Below are 19,813 nucleotides of genomic sequence, written 5' to 3'. Positions count from 1 at the left end.
AAGTAGCTTTATCGAGCTGCCCTTTGCTCTTTTAGGCTAAGGCGTTTATGTGAGCTATATACATGTTGAATGTTTGTACCATTGACCAAATATGCATCCATTTCAACGGTAATTAGCCCCGATAATGGCTTGATTTCTAGAACACCCAACTCACCTAAATTTGCAGATAGTAAAGTATTATTCCTAATAGCTAACAAAGTTTTGTCAGTATCTCGTAAGTCACCATTCACATATAATTTAGCACCACTAAACCAAGAGTTAATTATTTTAACTTTGATTGATTTAACGGTAAATTCAAAGGATTTTCTCATCAGATCTCCATATTCAGAAAATGTAATTATTATACTTTATGTTTTTATGTGTTTGGCGTACAACCACTTTCTTTTAATACCCGCTTAGTCGATGCTGGGTAATTTTTTAGTGCAGCCAAAGGGCGAATTGGCCGCTGAACCAAATTACCTGAGCAGTTTGGGCACACGTTATTTAACACCGTTTGAGCACAGCCAGAACAAAATGTGCATTCAAATGAACAAATAAAAGCCTCACTGGACTGTGCAGGTAGATTCTTATCACAACATTCACAATTAGGTCTTAAATCTAGCATTTAGAGCTCCTTTTTATCCACCCGATACTGAGTAAATATCTATTACCTTTTATAACTTTTGATACCTGATGCTCACTTACATCAGGGCGGAATAGCTTAACCCGCTTTGTTTCAAATATCGGATTACTACAAATAAACTCACCACCCAAATCTGCTTTTTTAAGCACTATATTCAATCGATAGTGTTTACCAGATTCAACTTTGTCTGTGTGTGGTGCTATTTCACTTCCTTGTGGGAATTTAAGCAAATATGTATCAAATTTAATTGGCCACGTAGCACCACAAATCAACATTTTATCGTAGCCTGATTTTTGTCGGCCTCGCTCCCAACAAAATAATTTACTCAAAAAAAACATACAATCCCTCAAAACAGCTAACAAACAGTAAGTTAACTCGTTTTTTTTATTTTTATTGATAAACAAACCATAGCCGAGTTCATATTTTGATTCAATCGTTTACTGTATTTTTACGTAAAATACAAAAAAGTGTTCGGTGTTGTTTTAATTAGTATTTTAGAAGGGAACACTGGTGTTTGAGTGACTTTATTGAGGAACTAAGGGCTTATCTTTCTTAATACATCGCGTTTTGCAGTTTTTCTACATTATGAACAAGACAATACAGTTGCCGCAGCGTAAAGAAACAGCTAAACAGGACAGCCATTCTAACTTAATGAAAAAACTTAGGCTGGCGTCAATTGAACATGTTTTCGAGAGCCGCCTCTAAAGACATGGGCATATGACGTTTATTCATAATTCGGTTGTTAAGCTCTTCTTTAAGTGATTTAACCGTAGTGCAATACTCTAAACGTTTAGCAATTTCATCACATTCATTATTTAGCGCCGCTAAATGGTTTACAAAATTATCTTTAATTTGCGCTTTACTACGACCATTAAACTTACGCCACACAATTGTATATTGGTCATTACTTTCTTTTTGTTGGCGATGCTGTTCATTTAGCTCGATTATTTTATTTTGCAGTAACGGTATTAAGTTTGCTTTGGTTTCTTCATCAAAATCGACATCGTCGTCAAAATGGCTTATGTAAAGTTGTAATAAAGTAAAACCGTCTTTCTCTTTTCGAGCTTGTACTAACTGTTGCATTAGTTCGTGTTTTTCTGCTTTTTTTGCAAGATCAGATTCTTTATCTGGATGCAACTTAGATGCTAAACGTTTATACATTTTGTTTAGCTGCGAGCCTTTAAATAACTTTTCTAATTTTGAGTTGTTTTTTTGTTGTTTAATTTCATCGCGATCAAATCGTTCGTGTTGGTCAAAAAAGTCATCCCAATCTTCATCTTGTTCATAGTGCATATTATCTGCACTAAACGCTTCATCATCTTTCTCCTCACCAAAACCTTGCTCGTCAAGGTGCTTATAAAGCAATGAAGGATCAGCTGTTATTTCTCTTAGTTCGTCATCTGTTAATTCTAAACCGAGGAAATCTTGCTGTAACATATTACGTAATATATTTAACTCTGAAGAAGGGATTGTACTAACCTTATCTTGGTTATACTTATTTAGGTAAGATTGAAAAACTTGAGACACTTCCTCAACATTCAACTCGCCAATGAATGGATGTTCTGACAAATAATCTAAATCTTCATTTATCCAATCCACAAGTTCATTACGCTGTTCAATAGTTAAACTTTTACGTTGGATAAACTTACTAAAATGAATAATTTGTTCTGCAATCATTTGAGCTTGAAGTTGCTCATGATGCTCTACTTGTTCTTGAAATTGAGAAAACAGGGTCTGCTTTTTAATATCAAAGTTTGCGTTACGCTTAGTATGTTTTCAATTCGCTGCCATAAACGCTCCAATTCAGAAGGCGTTTTAGTCGCCGCTTGTTGCTTTACATTTTTTAAAAATGTCATATTAAGTTCCACTAAAATTTGTATCCATTACTTTTTATGCACGTAATTTGTATGCTTTAATTATAAATTTAATTAAAGCATACATAAAGCCAAGCATTAAAAAAGTAACTAAACAATTATTTAATGCTTTAGGTCAATAAAAAGAATAAGGATAAAAAGCGCCTGAGTTCATTTAAGAACAATATGCTAAACAGTTACTTTAACTAATATTTACTCGTAACGTTCGATTAAGTAAATATTATGGTGGCTATAATTGCCTAGCAAATCAAAATATAGCCACCCGTTTTACTTTAATGCCTATTTAAAGGCTTATTTAATCGTTACCTTTGCATCACTTACCCATGTTTCAGTTATAGCTTCATCATTTTTATCAACTAAATACGCGCGTATGTTCACCGGATTATTGTTAGCTTGTTTGTAGTCAAACGCTAATCGCCATTGGTTTGTACCAACTACCGGATAAACCCCAATAGGTTCTAGTATTTCACCGTTGCTGGCTTCAACAATCGGCTTTATACCACTTTTGTTATCTAAGCCTTTAAACACTGGGCCTTCAAAATCAATCACCATCTTGTTAACACCTTCAGGGATTGGCTGGCCGGGAATCCCGCCTAAGCCTTGTCGAGTATTTACAACGCTTGCAAGCGTTTTTGATTTTGGATCGAGTGGACGCCATTCAATATCATAAGAAAAGGTAAACTCATCACCTTTGCGCGCCTCTTTTTCAGGCACCCAGTAGGCAACAATGTTGTCAAACGTTTCATCTTTTGTTGGAATTTCGATTAACTGAACTGCGCCTTTGCCCCAATCGTCAGTAGGTTTTATCCACGCTGATGAACGCTTATTGTAAAATACACCGTCGTCTTGGTAGTTATTAAAGTCACGGTCTCTTTGGATTAAACCAAACCCTTTTGGGTTCTCATCAATAAAACTATTGGTCGAAACCGACTGAGGATTATTTAATGGACGCCAAACATATTGACCCGATCCTGTGTGAATAGCTAGGCCATCGCTATCGTGAATTTCAGGGCGCCAGTCTTTAGCTTCTGTTTTATCTTTTTGTGAGTACCAATACATACTGGTTAACGGTGCTACGCCTAAGCGTTCAACATCGGCGCGCATATACAAATTAGCCGTTACAGAGGTAATATGGCCTTTAGCTTCTTTGTTATCTTTGCTTAAACCAAATCGATAAGCCCCAGTGATAGAAGGTCCTTCAAGCAATGCCCAAACAGACACACTTTCACCTTTTTTCTCTGCGGGGCCAATCCAAAATGCAGAAAAGCGCGGAAATTCTTCTGGTTGATTCATGCCCGTATTAATCGCGATACCTCGAGCCGACAGTCCATATTGCCCCTCTGGCCCATCGGTACGAAAATAAGACGCGCCTAAAAAAGATATCCAATCTGGTTTCATATCTGGGCGCATTATTCTAAAGCCTGCAAATCCAAGCCCTTCTGGGAGATCGTGAGCTGGGCTGTCATCAGGCATATCAAAAACATCATTACTAAAAGGTACATTTTGAACCTGATTTTTATCGTCTCTGATGTAAATACTTACTGGCTCAGGGAAATATCGGCCAGGATAAAATAATTGTACAGGCGCCTTTTTTCCACTTGGGTATAAAGTTTCATCTTCTTTAAAGCGTATTTTCCAGTGTTCGTCATACGTAATTTTATCGATTAACTCCGGCGCTGGAACCTTGGTTGCCGTATAGGGCTTTTCGGCTGAGGCTTTTGCCAGCGCTTTTAAGTCTTCGAATGAAAACTCCGTTTTATCTACTGCTTCTGTCGCGTAAGACGACATCGAAGTGCTAAAAATAATTGCGATAAATAACTTTAATTTCATAAAAAGAATGTCCAATAAATTGAGTCAAATAAAAATGGGAACGCTGCACGAACGTATGTTTAACTTAAAGTTCTGTATGGATATTACGTCACGCAATATGAACTAGCGTTTACTAAAGTATTGTTATTTGACTCTTAGTTAATTTGTTTTTGGGGCGGCGCGTTTGATGATATCGCTGAAGTGAAAATAAGTGGGATAGCGCTGTTTATTGGACGAAGCCGTCAAGAGGTATGGATATATTTAGGTTTTAGTTGCCCACTATTCCAAGGCAAATATTTGTAGAGTGGCTGGTTTTTCTATTCGTTGTAGTTACATAGTTGATTTGGGCTAAAGCGTATTATAAGCAGTAAAAAGTGAAGGGTAAGCCTATATAGAACTCTGGTATTTAAATCGATAAGGATTACATTTAGGTGTTGAAAAACAAAGAGGCTCACCACTTTTAAAATTTGCAATTAATAGCTAAATTTGACTAGTCGTCCACCTCAGGGCGTGTTGTTACGTGTTTGTTCATCGTAGCTAAAAGATCTTCTTTACATTTATCAGGTTTCAACGACTCAGGGTTGAAAATTATGGCAAGTACTTTATCAACATATACATAGATTGAACCATTAACTTCTTCGATATGCTCTACAACATCCCAGTCATAAAAGTTATAACCATATTGGTGGATTTCTTTTATACCATCAGCGCTTATTTCAAACTCTTTAGGACCAATCATTATTCCATTTTCATTTGGTGTAAAACATTGTGCAATTTTCACTTCCATAAATTTACTGAGAGCGACGTAAATAAAAAATAAAATGGATAATGTGAAAACAGAAAAGAACAACTTATTTTCTATTCCGCCAGACTGAAACTGAAAGAAGGACATAAAACTAAAAGTTAGCACCAACCAAAGACACACATTTTTAAGCATGGGTATCCATGTATAGGATTTCAACACCTTAGATGCTGTGTGAGCGTAAAAAGCGTCATAGTCGGCTTTAGATGTTTTAATTTTAAGATTCAAAAGATTCTCCATAATCTGAGATACGTATAATTAGCCTGTAGATTAACTCGTTTTTTATTTTTTATTGATAAACAAACCATAGCTGAGTTCCTATCAACTTAAAATCAATTTACCCATGCATTTATTGACCGTAATATTCCGCTTTTTATTTTAAAGAGAATCAGGCTTAATAAAGCCAAGTTGTTTACCATTCTATAATTGATAATTTCCGTAACGGTTAGAATAAGGTCACCCTAACTGCCCTTCATCATTAGTCATTTAAAACGCCTTTAACTGTATTATTTTTTTAAGACGTTTTTTAATGACCTTTTGCTCGCAATAAAGCCCGATAAAACCACCAACAGCAATTGAAGCCACAACCAAAAACCAATATAAAGGGCTGTTAGATGCCTGAATACCCGAAATATAAAGGTATAAGTTGAACGGGATAATAAAAAATAAGCTACCTAATACTTTAATGAATTCCCTAAAAAGCTCTGTATCAGACTTTGCTTTGTCGATATGAGAGTTAATAGTTTCATTTGATATCTCATTTAGCTCTGGGTATGTATTTTGTAACCAATTTAAATAATTCAATTATGCATCCTTGTATTTTTATATCTAGTGCTGCCTTAAATAGGCAAAATATATTTGTAAAAATAAGCATTGTGGCAGCAAAGCGAACTACTTTTTGTTCTTGGTTAATTTATTGCTAACTTCATATTTAGCTTTACCTTGGTTTGCACGTAAACCTGCAAAATAGGTTACAGCAGCTATAGGTAAGCAAATAAAACCGTATGCTTTAAAGCTTTCTAAAAAACCACTTTTCTCGCTTATAATGCCACCAAATAAAACCCCAAGAATGGTAGGCAATAAAATAGCTGCAGCTGCGTATATAAATTTTTTCATTCTTCAATCCTTTTATGATTAGTAATTTTGTTTGTAATGATGCTCACCAAGAGCAAAATGTATTTTTATCTTATTTTAATTATTCTTATTGGCTACTGGTTAAATAACCTTTCGCATTTTATTTAATAACTCGTAGCATGCTTTATACAACAGTATTTCCATGTCTTCGTTATGGTACAAAGGACCCCAACGAAAAAAGCCTCTTAAGCTAAATTTTTTAGCTATGAATTCGCGCCACGTAACAGATTTAGAAACGCTGAACGTTTTAATCGTCTTATTGTGTTTAATGTTATAAAAGCGCGACACTAATTTAACTTTTGGTCGCCAAAATAGCGGAATAACAGCTGTATCAAAATCTATAGTGAATGCATCACCACCATGCAAAGTAACTATAACAACATCTAAACCAATATCTGATTTTTTAGGCTCTTTAATAGACGAAATACTGTGAAGACAAAAAATATCTTCAAGCTTCTTGTGCATATGATCTTGTAGGGAATCGCCCGTTATATAAAAAAACGACTCTATTTTAGAAAAATGGCTGTTATTAGCCACAGCTAACGACCCTAAATAAACATTGGGTTTTTCAGAGCTAAACCAATCGAATAGCAAATTCAAATTCCTTTTTTACTTATGCCCAATAAATAGGCCGTAAGGTTGTTATCTAAGGTTAGGGTGAAAAAGCAAAAACCAGCTGTTTTTGTTCTGCTTTACGGTTTATTTATTTACGCTCAACTCTTTTACGACGTAATTGAATACCAAGTAATGTCCCTAATAAAACAGCAACAACATGCAGAAAAGCTGGAATTAAATATATCAGAGGATCCATTGATATTTCTAATAAAATGTATAGTAAGGCACCGACACTTAGATCAATAAACCAATAAACCGCCGAAACTAAAAAGGCTTGTTTATAGGGACCCACTGTTTGCTTATAGCCTAAGTAACAATACACGATTAAAGGGGTTACAAATCCGAGGACGTAATAAGTAAAAGCTAATGAGGTACTTTGAGTCATCTCATCAAAGCCAACAATCTTTGTTGCTATTGTTGATAAAGCAACTAGCAATAAATACAACCCTACTGAAAAGAGTATAATCCTAGAGTATTTCACGATAATCCTTTAGTAATACAACGAGGCTGTAGAATAGCTCTAACAGCCAGATTCAATTAAAAAACGAGTTCCTGTAATTAACTCTAAGCGTTTTTATAGCATTAGGTAATGCATTTGGAACCCATAAAACAAGCTGTTTTTCTTAAAAAAGAGTAATTCTACAGCCTCAACGCCTTGCTAAGCGGCGTAAAATTGTTGGCTAAAATTAGTGAGGCATGAACGCAAGCCAACTGTTTTAAGTCCGTTTAAGCAACTTGTTGGGCTTAATTGCGCGATATATAGCTATTGGCTGAAGCATAATCCTCGGATATCTACAGGTTCGAATCATTGCTTCTAAACCGTCAAATCCTCTAAACATTCCTCGAAAAGCACTTTCTACTGACAAATGCTCATTACCTTCTTGCTCAAGGTCTTCACTATCAAATTCCTCCATAGGATCAAAACCTTCGTCATCTCTTTTAGGAATTGAAGTGATTACCCCTAACATTGTCACTTTAATGGTTGGCTTTGAGCCAAATAAAAAGTGTACTGATTCAGTATCATCATCGAGGAAAAACTCCCTTTTAACATTTGACATGACATGGAAGTTCATAAAATCAGAAAACGGGTAAAGACGTACATTAAATATATTTGGCAAAAATACGTTTACCCAAGTTTTAAGCCCTTCGATAATCCACTCATCGACTTTACCAACCAACTTAGTGCTGATTAAAGTATCTAGTGAGTTTTCAAGTTCTTTTAACTCATTTATTTTCTTATTTTTTTGTGAACCATTTTTAATTTTGCTGATGTCTTCTTTCATGACTTTTATATTATCAAAAAAGCCCTCTAACTCAGGAGCCTCTTTTAAACTTGACTTGATACTATTATTAATAAAGCCAGTGACATCCTCATAATTATCAGCTATTCGAGTTATTCTTTCATAATCTTCTAAAACGATATGTCCTTCAGCTTTTACACATAAAGCACTTTCAAATATATCAGTAGCAGTACCTGACTCAACATGTTCTTTAGTAACATCCGTTCCAATTTCAGCAATGTAGCCATGCTTAAATAGTTCTCGTTCTAATTCCGTATATACCTCATGATGACTCACTCTGACTTCTTTCAGACCTTGTGATTCTGTCTCTGTTCCACCAGCTTCATGTTTGAATATTTTAAAATTATAATTGCGTAGATTTTTACTATTTTCAGAAGAGTTTGACGATACTTCATACGTTTGCAAAATCCCTCCTGAAACTTGACTATAAAGGGAGCTTACCTTACTCATATCCAAATAAATAAAATCTTTAACTTCTTCCATGTTACCCACTTTGATTTTAAGCCTAACATCTTATTGAACACCACTCTGGGGGTTTATAACACCCCAAAACGGCGTATATTACATTGTTCAATAATTCCACTAAGTAACTTCAATGTAAACAAGTAATTAGGCATGTAATGAAAAGCCTTTGTTATTTTGCACCAAAACGACTTTTAATAATGTTATTGGACAAACTAAAATAGCTGTTTATATAAACAGCTCGCTTTGAAGGTTTACTTACTACTTGTTAGGGGCTTTATACGCTTCAATAGTTGGCGTTTAGCCTTGTTCGGTGAAAAACTCGAGTTAAGAACAAAAGAAAGTTGTAGGAAAATTTTGGCTTTATGTATTTAGCGCGTAATTAGCTAAAGCATTGGTGAGATAAGCGAGCCTTAACATATTAATGATACAGACTCGCTAGAGATATTTATGATAAAAACGAATGAGTGAGGTGTTTACTTTACATCAAATTTCACGTGGTCAAAGTATGGATTTTTCTCACGCGCTTTAAGTACGCTGATTGTAGTAAGCACAATGAGTTGCAGCTCGCTATTTACGTTAACAACTATGCATTCGTCTCTATTAGAATTGCGTTTTGTGTCAGTTGCTACGCCACATACACCATCACCATTTTTTAATATAAGCTCAATGCTTAAATGGTGCATACAGGCAATTTCGATGTAGTCGTATTGGTTGCAACTGATCATAACGTCCTCTTTATATTATTTAGTCGGTTTAAAAATCATTAAAAAAGCAATAACAACAAGGTTGGCTATATACCAAAGATCTTTAATTACAAACTGCCCTAAGCGTTCCAGTAAAGTGGAAGAGCTAAATGCACCGGTTGCAGTAATTAAGAATGTTTGGGTCATCATAAATACGCTTAAACACGCTAAGCCACTTACAATAATTAGCTTTTTATTATTTAAAAATAGCCCTAAGCCCAATAACACAGCAAATAATACATCAAACCCGCCAATCACGTTAGACGCGCCTTGTACGCTAAATACCGTGTATAACCACGACATAAACGGTGAGGTTTCTACTAAACTTACAATGCCTTTTGCTTCAAACTCATAAAACTTCATGCCGCCAATCCACAATAAAACCATGGCAACCGGTATAAAGTTTAAAAGTACGTGTTGTTTGTCGGTAAGTTTGTCTTTATAAAATAAAAACAAATACAAAGGCACTACAGCAAAGTATTTAATTATGCCCTGCCCACTACCAATGATTGGAAAGCCGCCAAGTTGAGCCATCCAACGGTTACTGGCAAACAAGGTAAGTAATGCAACTAAACTTATAATTGCTGCAAGTAAAAGTGCTGGTGTAGGTTTCATTAATTTAAGGCGAGCGAGCACGGTGGCAAACGCTAAGGCAATCATAAATGAGCCACTAATCAAACCTAATGCAGATACAGACATTAGCGAATCAACGCCATAAAAACTAAACGTAGCCATTAACGTATTAGGGTTTGCTCCTAACGCAAACGATAAGCCAAGTAACAAAAAGCTACTCGCTAATAAAAAAGTAATCACGTTGTTGGTTAATTTTAAGTTCATTGTATTTCCAAGTATTCGTTAAGACTTACAAAGACCTTGCTAGTCGATAAAACAATTCAAGCTAACTCTTAAAAATATAAGAGTTGATTAAGCACAACGTAAGCTCTCATAGGGTAATGTAATCAATCACTTTAGTTTATGGTTTATTACCTCTTTATTAATAAAATTAAATAAGTCTAATATTCATATGATGTGCGTCATTTTTTTTATTATAAAATGAAGTAGAATAACGTCGCCTTTTCAATACACAGAATGCATGCATTTCTAAAACTTAGGGACATTTTTAATGAAGGGTACTGATATTCGAGTTACCTCTGGACTGATTTCTATAGCCATTGTTTTACTACTTTGGTTTGCTGTACCGCCTCCGCAAGGTGTTACCGAAAACGCATGGCATTTATTAGCTTTATTTATTGGTACTGTAGTTGCCATTATTGGTAAAGCAATGCCTATCGGCGCCATTGCTATTTTAGCTATTACTTCTGTTGCGTTAACCGGCGTAACTAATGACAGCCCATCTGGCGCTATTAAAGATGCATTAAGTGGCTTTTCTAATTCATTAATTTGGTTGATTGGTATTGCTATTATCATATCTCGGGGTTTAGCTAAAACCGGTTTAGGTAATCGTATTGGCTATAATTTTATTTCTTTTTTTGGTAAAAAAACTATTGGTATTGGCTATGCACTCGCACTTTCTGAGCTTGTTATAGCGCCTGTAACGCCAAGTAATACCGCACGAGGCGGCGCTATTATTCACCCAATAATGAAGTCGATAGCAACAAGTTTTGGCTCGTCCCCTGAGGAAGGTACATCTCGTAAAATTGGGCACTACCTTGCTTTAGTGAGCTACCATATAAACCCTATTACATCAGCTATGTTTATTACGGCAACTGCGCCAAACCCTCTAATTGTAAAGCTGATTGCTGATGCTACCGGTGCAAATATTAGTATTACTTGGGGTACGTGGGCGCTCGCAGCGCTTGTTCCTGGTTTGCTATGTATTGCCCTTGTGCCTTTGGTTGTTTATGCCATTTACCCACCTGAAGTTAAAAGTACGCCCGACGCTAAAAAATATGCAGAATCTAAATTAACTGAAATGGGCCCAATGAGTTACGGCGAAAAAATAATGGTGGGTGTTTTTGCTATGCTGCTTGTTTTATGGGCCGGCGTACCCGCAATGATTTTAGGGGCTGACTACGCAGTTAACACAACCGCAGTGGCTTTTTTAGGTTTATCGGTTTTATTAGTGACTGGTGTATTAAGTTGGGACGATGTACTTAAAGAAAAGTCTGCGTGGGATACCGTTGTTTGGTTTTCAGCATTAGTAATGATGGCCACTTTTTTAAATAAACTAGGTTTGGTAACGTGGTTTTCAACACTTGTTGAGAGCAACATTGCGCAACTGGGCTTTGACTGGATTGTATCGGCTATTATATTGGTAGCTGTGTATTTTTACGCTCATTACTTTTTTGCCAGTACCACAGCACATATTACTGCTATGTTTGCCGCATTTTACGCCGCAGGTTTGGCGCTTGGCGCTCCGCCTTTATTTTTAGGTTTACTGTTAGCTGGCGCTTCATCACTCATGATGTCGTTAACGCATTACGCAACAGGCACATCACCCATAGTGTTTGGCTCAGGCTATGTATCGTTAAAAGACTGGTGGGTAATGGGCCTTATAATGAGCGTTATTAATTTAAGTGTATGGGGAATTATTGGCGGGCTTTGGTGGAAAGCACTAGGGTATTGGTAGTGCTGTGTATAGGTAGTAATGTCTTTGTTAGCTTAACCAGCATGTTTAACTCTATGCGCTTGTTTTAGTCGTACCTAATTAAAAGCGCTATAGCCCTAAAAATATAAACTTTAGGGCTATAATAAGGAAGCATTAAAGCTTTAGAAACGACTCGTAATTACCATTATTGATAAAGATAATTACGAGTACCACATGCAAACGCGGGCTACTCTTAGCTAAAATTAATCGCTTTGATCTCTGAAGTCTTTTTTTCTGAAAATAGTTAAATGCCAACCCCAATGCAAAGAGCCTAATCTTAAAAAGATAGTCGTGAAAAATGATCCTAAAATACACCAAATGTAATCTACATTAAGGCTAAATAAAGCAGCATAAACTGCACCACCCGCTAAACACGCAGAGGCGTAAGGTTCGCTGCGCATAACAGTTGGTACTTCACGGCAAATTACGTCACGTATTAAACCACCAAATATACCTGTAGTGATACCCATGGTAATTGCGACCACCATGCCAGAGCCATTAATGAGTGCTTTTTCTATCCCCATAATATTAAATAGCGCCATACCAACAGCGTCTACCAATAAAAAGTAGTAATTATTAACGCGCGGTAAGTATCGAATAAATGCAATTGTTGCTATAACGGCCCCATAGGTCGAATATAAATACTCCGGGGTAGCAATCCAAAATACCGGTTTGTTTAAAAGTATATCTCTGAGGGTACCGCCCCCTAATGCTGTAACGGTTGCCACCACTACTACGCCAAAGCCACTAATGTTTTTTTCATACCCAAGCAATGCCCCTGCAACAGCAAAAAATGCGACACCGAGTAACCCTAGTACCATAAAGTATTCAGCAGTCATGGTAATTCCTTTTTAAAATTTATAAGGAGTTGTATCAACTTACGTGCCAAAAAAACATCTCTCAAAAGTTGAATTAACTTTGAAAAATACATTTAAAAACAACGCTGTAATTCACACTGAATGCAGTTTGAGGTTAGGTTTTATAAAAGGTAATATTTGAGAAGGTAATTATTTTAAAAGTAGGTATTTTTTACACGTTGTTTATAAGTAGGCCCATAAATTAAGCTAGCGCTATTTATACACTCAAAGTAAGCAAGATAGCCTACAAAAATTGACTCAAAGATTAATAGGCTAATACCAATCCAACTTGCAGAATTAATATATTCAAAAATAAAGAAAATACAAACTATTACCCAAAAGCAGTTGGCTATAGCTAATACTTTAATGGCTAATAAGCTTCTTGTTCTTTTAAATGCTAATAAAAGTGCGCATATACCATAAAGTATATTAGCTGCTGTAATAAATTGAAGTACATGTAAAGGTAAAGAATAAGTTTCGTAGAACCAAGATTGAAAACTAAACAAAGTTAAACCAGCAAGTAAACCTGCTATACCGTCAAGGTAGAGTATGTCTAATTTTTTATGTGTAATCACTTTTAATACCCTTCAGCTTTTTAACTGAGCTGCCTTTTTAAGCGCCCACCAGCCAATCACTAAGCTCATTAATATACGTACAGGAAAGTAAATAATAGCTGGAATGCCAAATAACCAATTGGCAAAGCCTCGTGGCATTACATAAAATGCGACCTGCTTCACCCAAAATATAAACTCAACATACTGCGCTAAAAAGTCATTAAGCGATAAGCTTAAAAGTGCTAATTCATTACTTATTAAAACCCATAAGGCATATAAGCCAAGCAGACCATCACCCATACTGCCAATATAAGATGAGTAGCCTATAAATAATAAAAAGCCGCGCATGGTAAGTCCTTCTTAGCTGTACCAACAAGTTAAAATACAAACTGACTAATCTATAAAATATTAAAAATGGCTTTGTTAATTGCACCCTTTAGACGTTTTAACTAATTGAATATTATTAACACTTGCATGTGCTCCACAGTAAAACATGTAGTTAGAGCAATGATAGTTTTCATCCTTAATATTCAAACCATTCTCATCAAATTCTAGCTCAAACTTACAGTTAATATCGTATTCGGGCTCTTGCTCTTCAAACACCAGTTTTTTACCCTTTAGTACTAAAGGTAATGGTTCTGTTGTCCCTTCTAACGGGCTGTGATAGTGCAAATATGAAAGTTAAAGCCCCAGATAAGACCCTCTGTAAAATATCTATCGTCTTTTTAAATATATTTATATAGCTCGTTTTTAATTTAAAACGCTCATCACTTTCGCTCCCATCGTCTTTGAGCATAGGGATCGCGCTAGTTATTTTGTCTGTTCTTGAATAGCATCCTTCAAATGAGTCTGCATGTGAATATCCACTAAAGACCGCACTTGCTAACATAAAAGCTGTTTTAATCATCACTCGCTCCTTGCTGTAATGTTAAGTTCGCTCAAAAAAACGCCCTGTATCGTCTGTCATTTTTACTGGTAAACCGTTACCAACCATAAAGTGATAAAAACGTAAATCATCAATCAAGTCAGGGGCTGATATTTCTATGTCTCGGTAAGTCGCGTCTCTAAATTTAAACCTTAAGGTATGCTCAAACCGCTTCGTTTGACAGTAAAGTACTTCTTCTAGCTCAGATACCTTTATATTTATACCAAGTAATTTAAATTCACCATTGGCAATATCAATAGCTTGTGATTGCTTATTATTTGTAGATAGCCATTCAATAACCACTCCTAAAGAAGATAATCCAAACAAATATAAAAACTGATGCAATAAAGGTTTTTCGTTAATTACTTCCATGTAAAATAGCAAAATGACAATAAATAATGCTGATAAAGCCAAACTATAGACTATTTTAAATCCGGGTAGTTTTTTTTGCCTAGGCAAAGCTGCCATAATTAATATCCTGATTAATCTACATAACTCACTTTTGTTCCCGCTAAATGATCATGTAAACATCGTTTATCTTTTCCAAATATAAATAATGGATTAACAAAACCAGCTATAAACTGACCTGCCGAAGGGACAAGTGATAATAGTTGCATACAAAGCATGCGTTTAAAGTAAATTGTAGTAAAGCTTGCTTGTGTACCATCTAAATTTTCAATACGGATAGACATTAAAGATTTACCAATTGTTTGTCCGCGTTGGTACATGAGGTAACCATGAAGCACTAACGTGCTTAATATGCCATAACCTAGCAAACCTGCAGATAAAGTAAGCGTTGGTTGGCTTAAATTATCAAACCCTACAAGCATGAATACAGGTATAAAACAAACAACACCTAAAACGCCATCAACAATAGCAGCCACTAGCCTATCTGAGCGCGTTGCTTTTTCTCCTGCTACTTTTGATACAATATTTTCAGATGGGTTCTGTGCTTCTCGCGTTTCAATTAAGTCGTCTATTTCTTTTGCTCGATCTGGGTAGGCTTCGCGATCTATAGCTCTCGCTGATGAGTAAAGCTCATCTAAAGTGTAGGTAGAAAAATCAATTTCAGAGTCCATGCAAAAAATCCATATAGTGTTATTAAAAAGCAATCTAACACAACTAATTCAAGCTATTCAATTATTTAAGATTATCAAATAAAAAAGCTACTAAAAAGTAGCCTTTAATTATTAATTAAATACCATTCAATTTGCTGTTAAAAATGCCATTTAACTAGCAAGTTTGGATTATGTTCGGTTTGACCATCTACACCAAATTTATTTTTCCAATAAACATACTCAATACCCACATCAAGGCGGCCTGTATCTAAGCCGAGCATAGGGGCAATATTGTATTTAATCTGCGAGGTAAAGTTAAAGCCACCTTCACTTTTACCAAACATTGTGTCGGTGCTATCTACAATATCTAAAAAGCCATCGTATCTAAAGTTACCTTTGTTATAGCCCCACGTAACTGTTATTTGGTTATTATCTTCACGTTGAATACCTATATCATCTTGAAAACGACGATAATAAGCCACATTAAAATATTGAAAGCCAGGTACATCAAGTGATACACCGCCCCCTAATAAATAGTTATTTTGATCCGTATCTCCCGAGCCATACTCTGTTTGTAGGCCTAAAAACACCTCTTTAACAAAGCTGTTTTGTGGCTTGTAAAGGGTTGGGTTTATGTTTAACTCACCGTACACTTCATCAGGATTACTTAGTCTATCCATAAAAAAGAACGTACTACCCCAAGTATGTCCCGACGCATGTTCTATAGTAACAACACTTCTATCGTCTTCCTCCCCTGAAAATGGCTCTAGGTAGTCGGCCCCTTTCATTGCGGTAATACTAAAATCAGACCAAAGCTCTTTAGCCGAAACACCTGTTGAGCACATTGTAATTGCAGTTATAAGTGCTAGTTTTTTTATTGTTTTAGTGTTCATTTTAATTCCTTTATTTTTATGAATCTTAGTTTAGTTAAGATGATCCGTACTTGCTGAGTAATTTTCTGGTAGTACCAACGTCATTATTATTGCGGTGATACCCGACACCGTCACTGCGCTACCGAATATGGCAGTAACCAACTTAGGTGCGTTTGTAAACAACTCTGGTACAAAACTAACACCTAGCCCTAGTCCCAAACTCACCGCAATAATAAGTAAGCTTCTGCGATTTATTTTTTCGCTGGCTAGTATTTTGACCCCTGCGGCTGCTACGGTGCCAAACATTACAAGCGTTGCACCGCCCAAAACGGGTTTAGGTATATTTTGTAATACAGCGCCAATCACAGGAAACAAACCAAGGATGATTAAAATACCGCCGATCCACAGGCCTATGTACCTGCTGGCAACACCTGTTAGCTGAATAACCCCGTTGTTTTGACTAAAAGTAGTATTTGGAAAAGTGTTAAATAAGGCCGCAATCATCGAGTTAACGCCATCACCTAGAATACCACCGCGTATGCGTGCTAAGTAAGTAGGCCCTCTAACAGGTAACTTAGAAACAGCACAATTGGCAGTAATATCGCCTGTCGATTCAATTGCAGTAATAAGGTATAAAAAGCCAAAGGCTATAAGCGCACCAAAATCTACACTAAAACCGTACTTAAACGGTATTGGCATGGCGATTAAATCAAACTCGCCGACTTCAAATTTGGCTATTCCTAATATAACGGCCAGTATCCAACCTACTATCATGGCTACAACCACGGCAGTTAGCCTTACCCATTGATTTTTACTTGCATTAAGCAGCACCACTAGAGCAACAACCGAAAAACCAACAATTAGGTTACTTGGTGAGGCAAACTCGTCAGGCTTATTAGTTAATAGCCACTGGCCGCCGCCTATGTCGGTCATACCCACTTTTATAAGGTAGACGCCTATAGTGGTAATAACCACGCCGGTAACAACAGGCTTAATTACTTTGCCGAGTTTTTCTATAAAAAAACTAATAAATATCTCTACAAAGGCCGCTAAAAAACACACAGCAAAAATAGTAGCGAGTACTTCATCGTTATTGCCACCCGTAGCTTTAACAGTAAAGCCTGTGGCCAAAATAGTGCCTAAAAAAGCAAAACTGGTGCCTTGCACACATATAAGTCCAGAACCAACAGGCCCTACTCTGCGCGCTTGTATAAACGTACCAACACCCGATACAAACAACGCCATACTAATTAAATATGGTATTTCAGCAGCTAGGCCAAGCACCCCACCAATAATAAGTGTGGGTGTAATAATGCCTACAAAGCTTGCGAGTACGTGCTGTAGTGCAGCAAAAAATGATTCAGTTAGCCCTGGTTTATCATCTACCGCGTAAATTATGTCTTCTGAAATAGCTTCTTGGTTTGACATGGTCAATATCCTTTTAGCGCTTAAACTTGGGCAAGGTATTAACGCCCAGCCCTATTTTAATTCAAATACGTCTGCGTTTATTTAAGCTGCCCTTCTACGCCTTCAACGTAAAAGTCCATGCCGAGTAAGGTTTTATCATCAATAGTCTGCCCAGCTTTTGTAACCAGCTCACCTTGCTGATTTTTTATAGGACCAGTAAATGGATGAAATTCACCTTTACCAATTTTCTCTGAAATAGCATTTACTTCACTTACTACATCACTTGGAATGTCTTTACTTAGCGGCGCTAAGCGAGTCATCCCTGAGCCTATCCCTTTCCATATATCTTGCGATTGCCATTTATCGTCAAGTACTTGCTGCACGCGCTCTGCATAAAACTCATCCCAGTGATGAACCGCTGCCGTTAAATGTGCTTTTTTACCGTATCCGCTCATATCTGAGTGGTAGCCAATAGCGTAAATACCAGCGGCTTGCGCAGCTTGCAGTGGTGCAGGCGAATCAGTATGTTGGGTAACAATATCAACGCCTTGATCTATTAGGCTATCGGCAGCTTCGCGCTCTTTACCCGGATCAAACCAGCTATTAACCCACACTACTTTTACTTTTGCATTAGGCTTAACTGAGCGCAAGCCAAGCGTGAATGCATTTATACCGCGTATTACCTCCGGAATAGGAAACGCAGCAATATAACCAATGCTGTCGGTTTTACTCATGTGCCCTGCAATAACACCTGTTAGGTAGCGTCCTTCGTAAATGCGATCAAAGTAAGTGCTTACGTTTTTTGCGCGTTTATAGCCTGTGGCATGCTCAAACTTTACATTAGGAAATCGTTTAGCCACTTTAAGTGTTGGGTTCATGTAGCCAAACGACGTGGTAAATATTAAATCGTGCCCGCTTTTAGCCAGTTGCGTAATAACACGCTCTGCATCGGCCCCTTCTGGTACGCTTTCGACAAAAGTGGTTTCTATTTTGTCGCCAAACTTTTCCTCTAGGTAGTGGCGGCTAGAGTCATGTGTATAAGTCCAACCAGCTTCACCTATAGGGCTTACATATACAAAGCCAACTTTTACGCTATCTTTTGCAATAGCTATTGCGCTTATGCCTAAGCTTAATGCAACCCCGAGTGCTGTTATAAGTTTTTTCATTGTTATTCTCCGTGTTATATTTTTAATATCCTGTTGAAGCAGGTGATTTGCCTTATTGATTTTGTAATTAATTTAATGACCCTTGTGCCAAGGTTTACCTAGCCACATGGGTTCGTACATTTTTAATTTTTGTTTATTTTTACTGAGCATAATCAGTACTATGAGCGTTGCACCATAAGGCAACATGGCCAGTAAGTTAGACTCCACAGCCCACCCAAAAGCCTGTGCCACTAAGTGCATAATGCTGGCAAAACCAAATAAATAAGCACCAAGCATTACGCGCTCAATACGCCAGCTTGCAAACACCACTAAAGCAAGGGCTATCCAACCTCGCCCTGCCGTCATGTTTTGAGTCCAAAGTGGTGTATAAGCCAACGACAAATATGCGCCCGCAATGCCAGCCAGTGCGCCGCCAAACATTACGGCTAAATAACGTGTACGCATTACAGGTAATCCTAAGTTATTCCCCACACTTGGGTTTTCGCCAATAGCTCGTACTGCAAGCCCTGCTCTGTGGTATTTAAAAAACAAATACGCACCAAGCACTAAACCCCAACTTAAATACACAATGGCGTCTTGCGAAAATAGCGCTTTGCCTAAAACTGGAATATGCTCAAACCCTGCAATTGCTAAAGTAGGTAACGCGTTAATGGTTTTTCCCTCATAGTCGGCCCCTAAAAATGCCGAAAGGCCTGTACCAAAAATAGTCAGCGCCAAACCTGCCGCTACTTGGCTAGCATTTAAATTAAGTGCTACAAAAGCAAAAATAAGTGAGGCCATAACCCCGACCAAAGCAGCTACCGTAAAACCAATAAATAGGTTGTCGCATTGGTACATAGTTATAAACCCTGCCACTGCGCCAAGTAGCATCATGCCTTCTTGCCCTAAATTTAAGGTGCCGCTTTTTTCGCATACCATTTCACCCAGCGCCACCAGCAATAAGGGGGTGCCTGTACGAATAGTGGCGTATAAAATATTAGTAATTACATCTAATTCCATGA

The 19,813-nt window shown here is 37.0% G+C and carries 25 protein-coding genes; 1 reads left to right on the top strand and 24 read right to left on the bottom strand.

Annotated features, from left to right (window positions below; translation table 11 throughout):
- Nucleotides 1-8: 8 nt before the first annotated feature.
- The 13 genes from GQR39_RS10545 to GQR39_RS10485 all read right to left on the bottom strand — a co-directional run bounded on the left by GQR39_RS10545 (nucleotide 9) and on the right by GQR39_RS10485 (nucleotide 10,202).
- Nucleotides 9-311 carry a hypothetical protein gene (locus tag GQR39_RS10545; RefSeq protein ID WP_007584337.1) on the bottom strand — a complete coding sequence of 101 codons (303 nt, stop codon included), beginning with the start codon at nucleotides 309-311 and terminating at the stop codon, nucleotides 9-11.
- 44 nt (nucleotides 312-355) lie between these two features.
- Nucleotides 356-604, bottom strand: coding sequence for a DUF1272 domain-containing protein (locus GQR39_RS10540; RefSeq protein WP_121954394.1), 249 nt, complete (start codon nucleotides 602-604; stop codon nucleotides 356-358).
- On the bottom strand, nucleotides 598-960 hold the full coding sequence (locus GQR39_RS10535) for a 2OG-Fe(II) oxygenase (protein ID WP_024607240.1): 363 nt from the start codon (nucleotides 958-960) through the stop codon (nucleotides 598-600). Before GQR39_RS10535 ends, GQR39_RS10540 begins: the two co-directional genes overlap by 7 nt.
- A gap of 334 nt (nucleotides 961-1,294) precedes the next feature.
- A complete protein-coding gene (locus GQR39_RS10530; protein ID WP_165735572.1) occupies nucleotides 1,295-2,299 on the bottom strand; it encodes a hypothetical protein in 1,005 nt (334 codons plus the stop codon).
- 488 nt (nucleotides 2,300-2,787) lie between these two features.
- Entirely contained in the window at nucleotides 2,788-4,326 is a 1,539-nt protein-coding gene (locus GQR39_RS10525; protein ID WP_165735571.1) for a glucan biosynthesis protein, read from the bottom strand.
- Between the two features lie 469 nt (nucleotides 4,327-4,795).
- Nucleotides 4,796-5,092 carry a YcxB family protein gene (locus GQR39_RS10520; RefSeq protein ID WP_007584346.1) on the bottom strand — a complete coding sequence of 99 codons (297 nt, stop codon included), beginning with the start codon at nucleotides 5,090-5,092 and terminating at the stop codon, nucleotides 4,796-4,798.
- A gap of 501 nt (nucleotides 5,093-5,593) precedes the next feature.
- On the bottom strand, nucleotides 5,594-5,911 hold the full coding sequence (locus tag GQR39_RS10515; RefSeq protein ID WP_101163244.1) for a hypothetical protein: 318 nt from the start codon (nucleotides 5,909-5,911) through the stop codon (nucleotides 5,594-5,596).
- Nucleotides 5,912-5,998: 87 nt separating this feature from the next.
- Nucleotides 5,999-6,223, bottom strand: a complete 225-nt coding sequence (locus GQR39_RS10510) for a hypothetical protein (protein WP_007584351.1) — start codon at nucleotides 6,221-6,223, stop codon at nucleotides 5,999-6,001.
- Nucleotides 6,224-6,322: 99 nt separating this feature from the next.
- Complete coding sequence (locus tag GQR39_RS10505) at nucleotides 6,323-6,835, bottom strand: hypothetical protein (RefSeq protein ID WP_165735570.1); 513 nt, start codon at nucleotides 6,833-6,835, stop codon at nucleotides 6,323-6,325.
- 109 nt (nucleotides 6,836-6,944) lie between these two features.
- Nucleotides 6,945-7,337, bottom strand: a complete 393-nt coding sequence (locus GQR39_RS10500) for a hypothetical protein (protein ID WP_346774497.1) — start codon at nucleotides 7,335-7,337, stop codon at nucleotides 6,945-6,947.
- Between the two features lie 235 nt (nucleotides 7,338-7,572).
- The gene (locus GQR39_RS10495) at nucleotides 7,573-8,640 is read right to left on the bottom strand and encodes a hypothetical protein (RefSeq protein WP_165735569.1); all 1,068 of its coding nucleotides are present in this window, start codon (nucleotides 8,638-8,640) and stop codon (nucleotides 7,573-7,575) included.
- A gap of 455 nt (nucleotides 8,641-9,095) precedes the next feature.
- Nucleotides 9,096-9,347 (bottom strand): Rho-binding antiterminator, encoded by a 252-nt coding sequence (locus GQR39_RS10490; RefSeq protein ID WP_165735568.1) that lies wholly within the window; start codon nucleotides 9,345-9,347, stop codon nucleotides 9,096-9,098.
- A gap of 15 nt (nucleotides 9,348-9,362) precedes the next feature.
- On the bottom strand, nucleotides 9,363-10,202 hold the full coding sequence (locus GQR39_RS10485) for a DUF417 family protein (RefSeq protein WP_165735567.1): 840 nt from the start codon (nucleotides 10,200-10,202) through the stop codon (nucleotides 9,363-9,365).
- 286 nt (nucleotides 10,203-10,488) lie between these two features.
- Between GQR39_RS10485 and GQR39_RS10480 the strand changes: the two genes are divergently transcribed.
- Nucleotides 10,489-11,955 (top strand): DASS family sodium-coupled anion symporter, encoded by a 1,467-nt coding sequence (locus tag GQR39_RS10480; RefSeq protein WP_165735566.1) that lies wholly within the window; start codon nucleotides 10,489-10,491, stop codon nucleotides 11,953-11,955.
- Nucleotides 11,956-12,176: 221 nt separating this feature from the next.
- Here GQR39_RS10480 and GQR39_RS10475 read toward each other — a convergent pair whose 3' ends face one another.
- From GQR39_RS10475 to GQR39_RS10430, 11 genes are all read right to left on the bottom strand, one after another.
- Nucleotides 12,177-12,812 (bottom strand): trimeric intracellular cation channel family protein, encoded by a 636-nt coding sequence (locus tag GQR39_RS10475; protein WP_004334621.1) that lies wholly within the window; start codon nucleotides 12,810-12,812, stop codon nucleotides 12,177-12,179.
- Nucleotides 12,813-12,985: 173 nt separating this feature from the next.
- Entirely contained in the window at nucleotides 12,986-13,405 is a 420-nt protein-coding gene (locus GQR39_RS10470; RefSeq protein ID WP_165735565.1) for a hypothetical protein, read from the bottom strand.
- A gap of 12 nt (nucleotides 13,406-13,417) precedes the next feature.
- Complete coding sequence (locus tag GQR39_RS10465; RefSeq protein ID WP_165735564.1) at nucleotides 13,418-13,732, bottom strand: hypothetical protein; 315 nt, start codon at nucleotides 13,730-13,732, stop codon at nucleotides 13,418-13,420.
- A gap of 75 nt (nucleotides 13,733-13,807) precedes the next feature.
- Nucleotides 13,808-13,987 (bottom strand): hypothetical protein, encoded by a 180-nt coding sequence (locus tag GQR39_RS20295; protein WP_240918198.1) that lies wholly within the window; start codon nucleotides 13,985-13,987, stop codon nucleotides 13,808-13,810.
- 7 nt (nucleotides 13,988-13,994) lie between these two features.
- Nucleotides 13,995-14,291 (bottom strand): hypothetical protein, encoded by a 297-nt coding sequence (locus tag GQR39_RS20290; RefSeq protein ID WP_240918197.1) that lies wholly within the window; start codon nucleotides 14,289-14,291, stop codon nucleotides 13,995-13,997.
- Between the two features lie 21 nt (nucleotides 14,292-14,312).
- Nucleotides 14,313-14,777, bottom strand: a complete 465-nt coding sequence (locus tag GQR39_RS10455; RefSeq protein WP_007584380.1) for a hypothetical protein — start codon at nucleotides 14,775-14,777, stop codon at nucleotides 14,313-14,315.
- Between the two features lie 14 nt (nucleotides 14,778-14,791).
- On the bottom strand, nucleotides 14,792-15,388 hold the full coding sequence (locus tag GQR39_RS10450) for an RDD family protein (protein WP_165735563.1): 597 nt from the start codon (nucleotides 15,386-15,388) through the stop codon (nucleotides 14,792-14,794).
- Nucleotides 15,389-15,525: 137 nt separating this feature from the next.
- Nucleotides 15,526-16,260, bottom strand: coding sequence for a DUF5020 family protein (locus GQR39_RS10445; protein ID WP_165735562.1), 735 nt, complete (start codon nucleotides 16,258-16,260; stop codon nucleotides 15,526-15,528).
- Between the two features lie 30 nt (nucleotides 16,261-16,290).
- Nucleotides 16,291-17,667, bottom strand: a complete 1,377-nt coding sequence (locus GQR39_RS10440; RefSeq protein ID WP_024591975.1) for a nucleobase:cation symporter-2 family protein — start codon at nucleotides 17,665-17,667, stop codon at nucleotides 16,291-16,293.
- A gap of 77 nt (nucleotides 17,668-17,744) precedes the next feature.
- Nucleotides 17,745-18,812 (bottom strand): BMP family ABC transporter substrate-binding protein, encoded by a 1,068-nt coding sequence (locus tag GQR39_RS10435; protein ID WP_165735561.1) that lies wholly within the window; start codon nucleotides 18,810-18,812, stop codon nucleotides 17,745-17,747.
- Nucleotides 18,813-18,884: 72 nt separating this feature from the next.
- Nucleotides 18,885-19,811: an ABC transporter permease gene (locus tag GQR39_RS10430; RefSeq protein ID WP_024591976.1), complete on the bottom strand. Its 927-nt coding sequence runs from the start codon at nucleotides 19,809-19,811 to the stop codon at nucleotides 18,885-18,887.
- Nucleotides 19,812-19,813: the final 2 nt, after the last annotated feature.

The sequence above is a fragment of the Pseudoalteromonas sp. C8 genome, assembly GCF_011378685.1.
Lineage (GTDB): Bacteria > Pseudomonadota > Gammaproteobacteria > Enterobacterales > Alteromonadaceae > Pseudoalteromonas > Pseudoalteromonas arctica.
Note: the sequence above shows the minus strand (reverse complement) of the source record. Positions and strands in the feature narration are given on the sequence as shown.

Excerpts from the sequence above, each read along its gene's own strand:
- GQR39_RS10485 (WP_165735567.1), bottom strand. The coding sequence starts at position 10,202 with ATGAACTTAAAATTAACCAACAACGTGATTACTTTTTTATTAGCGAGT.
- GQR39_RS10540 (WP_121954394.1), bottom strand. The coding sequence starts at position 604 with ATGCTAGATTTAAGACCTAATTGTGAATGTTGTGATAAGAATCTACCT.
- GQR39_RS10445 (WP_165735562.1), bottom strand. The coding sequence starts at position 16,260 with ATGAACACTAAAACAATAAAAAAACTAGCACTTATAACTGCAATTACA.
- GQR39_RS10535 (WP_024607240.1), bottom strand. The coding sequence starts at position 960 with ATGTTTTTTTTGAGTAAATTATTTTGTTGGGAGCGAGGCCGACAAAAA.
- GQR39_RS10435 (WP_165735561.1), bottom strand. The coding sequence starts at position 18,812 with ATGAAAAAACTTATAACAGCACTCGGGGTTGCATTAAGCTTAGGCATA.
- GQR39_RS10545 (WP_007584337.1), bottom strand. The coding sequence starts at position 311 with ATGAGAAAATCCTTTGAATTTACCGTTAAATCAATCAAAGTTAAAATA.
- GQR39_RS10475 (WP_004334621.1), bottom strand. The coding sequence starts at position 12,812 with ATGACTGCTGAATACTTTATGGTACTAGGGTTACTCGGTGTCGCATTT.
- GQR39_RS10490 (WP_165735568.1), bottom strand. The coding sequence starts at position 9,347 with ATGATCAGTTGCAACCAATACGACTACATCGAAATTGCCTGTATGCAC.
- GQR39_RS10440 (WP_024591975.1), bottom strand. The coding sequence starts at position 17,667 with ATGTCAAACCAAGAAGCTATTTCAGAAGACATAATTTACGCGGTAGAT.
- GQR39_RS10530 (WP_165735572.1), bottom strand. The coding sequence starts at position 2,299 with ATGATTGCAGAACAAATTATTCATTTTAGTAAGTTTATCCAACGTAAA.
- GQR39_RS20290 (WP_240918197.1), bottom strand. The coding sequence starts at position 14,291 with ATGATTAAAACAGCTTTTATGTTAGCAAGTGCGGTCTTTAGTGGATAT.
- GQR39_RS10480 (WP_165735566.1), top strand. The coding sequence starts at position 10,489 with ATGAAGGGTACTGATATTCGAGTTACCTCTGGACTGATTTCTATAGCC.
- GQR39_RS10525 (WP_165735571.1), bottom strand. The coding sequence starts at position 4,326 with ATGAAATTAAAGTTATTTATCGCAATTATTTTTAGCACTTCGATGTCG.
- GQR39_RS10495 (WP_165735569.1), bottom strand. The coding sequence starts at position 8,640 with ATGGAAGAAGTTAAAGATTTTATTTATTTGGATATGAGTAAGGTAAGC.
- GQR39_RS10465 (WP_165735564.1), bottom strand. The coding sequence starts at position 13,732 with ATGCGCGGCTTTTTATTATTTATAGGCTACTCATCTTATATTGGCAGT.
- GQR39_RS10455 (WP_007584380.1), bottom strand. The coding sequence starts at position 14,777 with ATGGCAGCTTTGCCTAGGCAAAAAAAACTACCCGGATTTAAAATAGTC.
- GQR39_RS10430 (WP_024591976.1), bottom strand. The coding sequence starts at position 19,811 with ATGGAATTAGATGTAATTACTAATATTTTATACGCCACTATTCGTACA.
- GQR39_RS10450 (WP_165735563.1), bottom strand. The coding sequence starts at position 15,388 with ATGGACTCTGAAATTGATTTTTCTACCTACACTTTAGATGAGCTTTAC.
- GQR39_RS10520 (WP_007584346.1), bottom strand. The coding sequence starts at position 5,092 with ATGGAAGTGAAAATTGCACAATGTTTTACACCAAATGAAAATGGAATA.
- GQR39_RS10510 (WP_007584351.1), bottom strand. The coding sequence starts at position 6,223 with ATGAAAAAATTTATATACGCAGCTGCAGCTATTTTATTGCCTACCATT.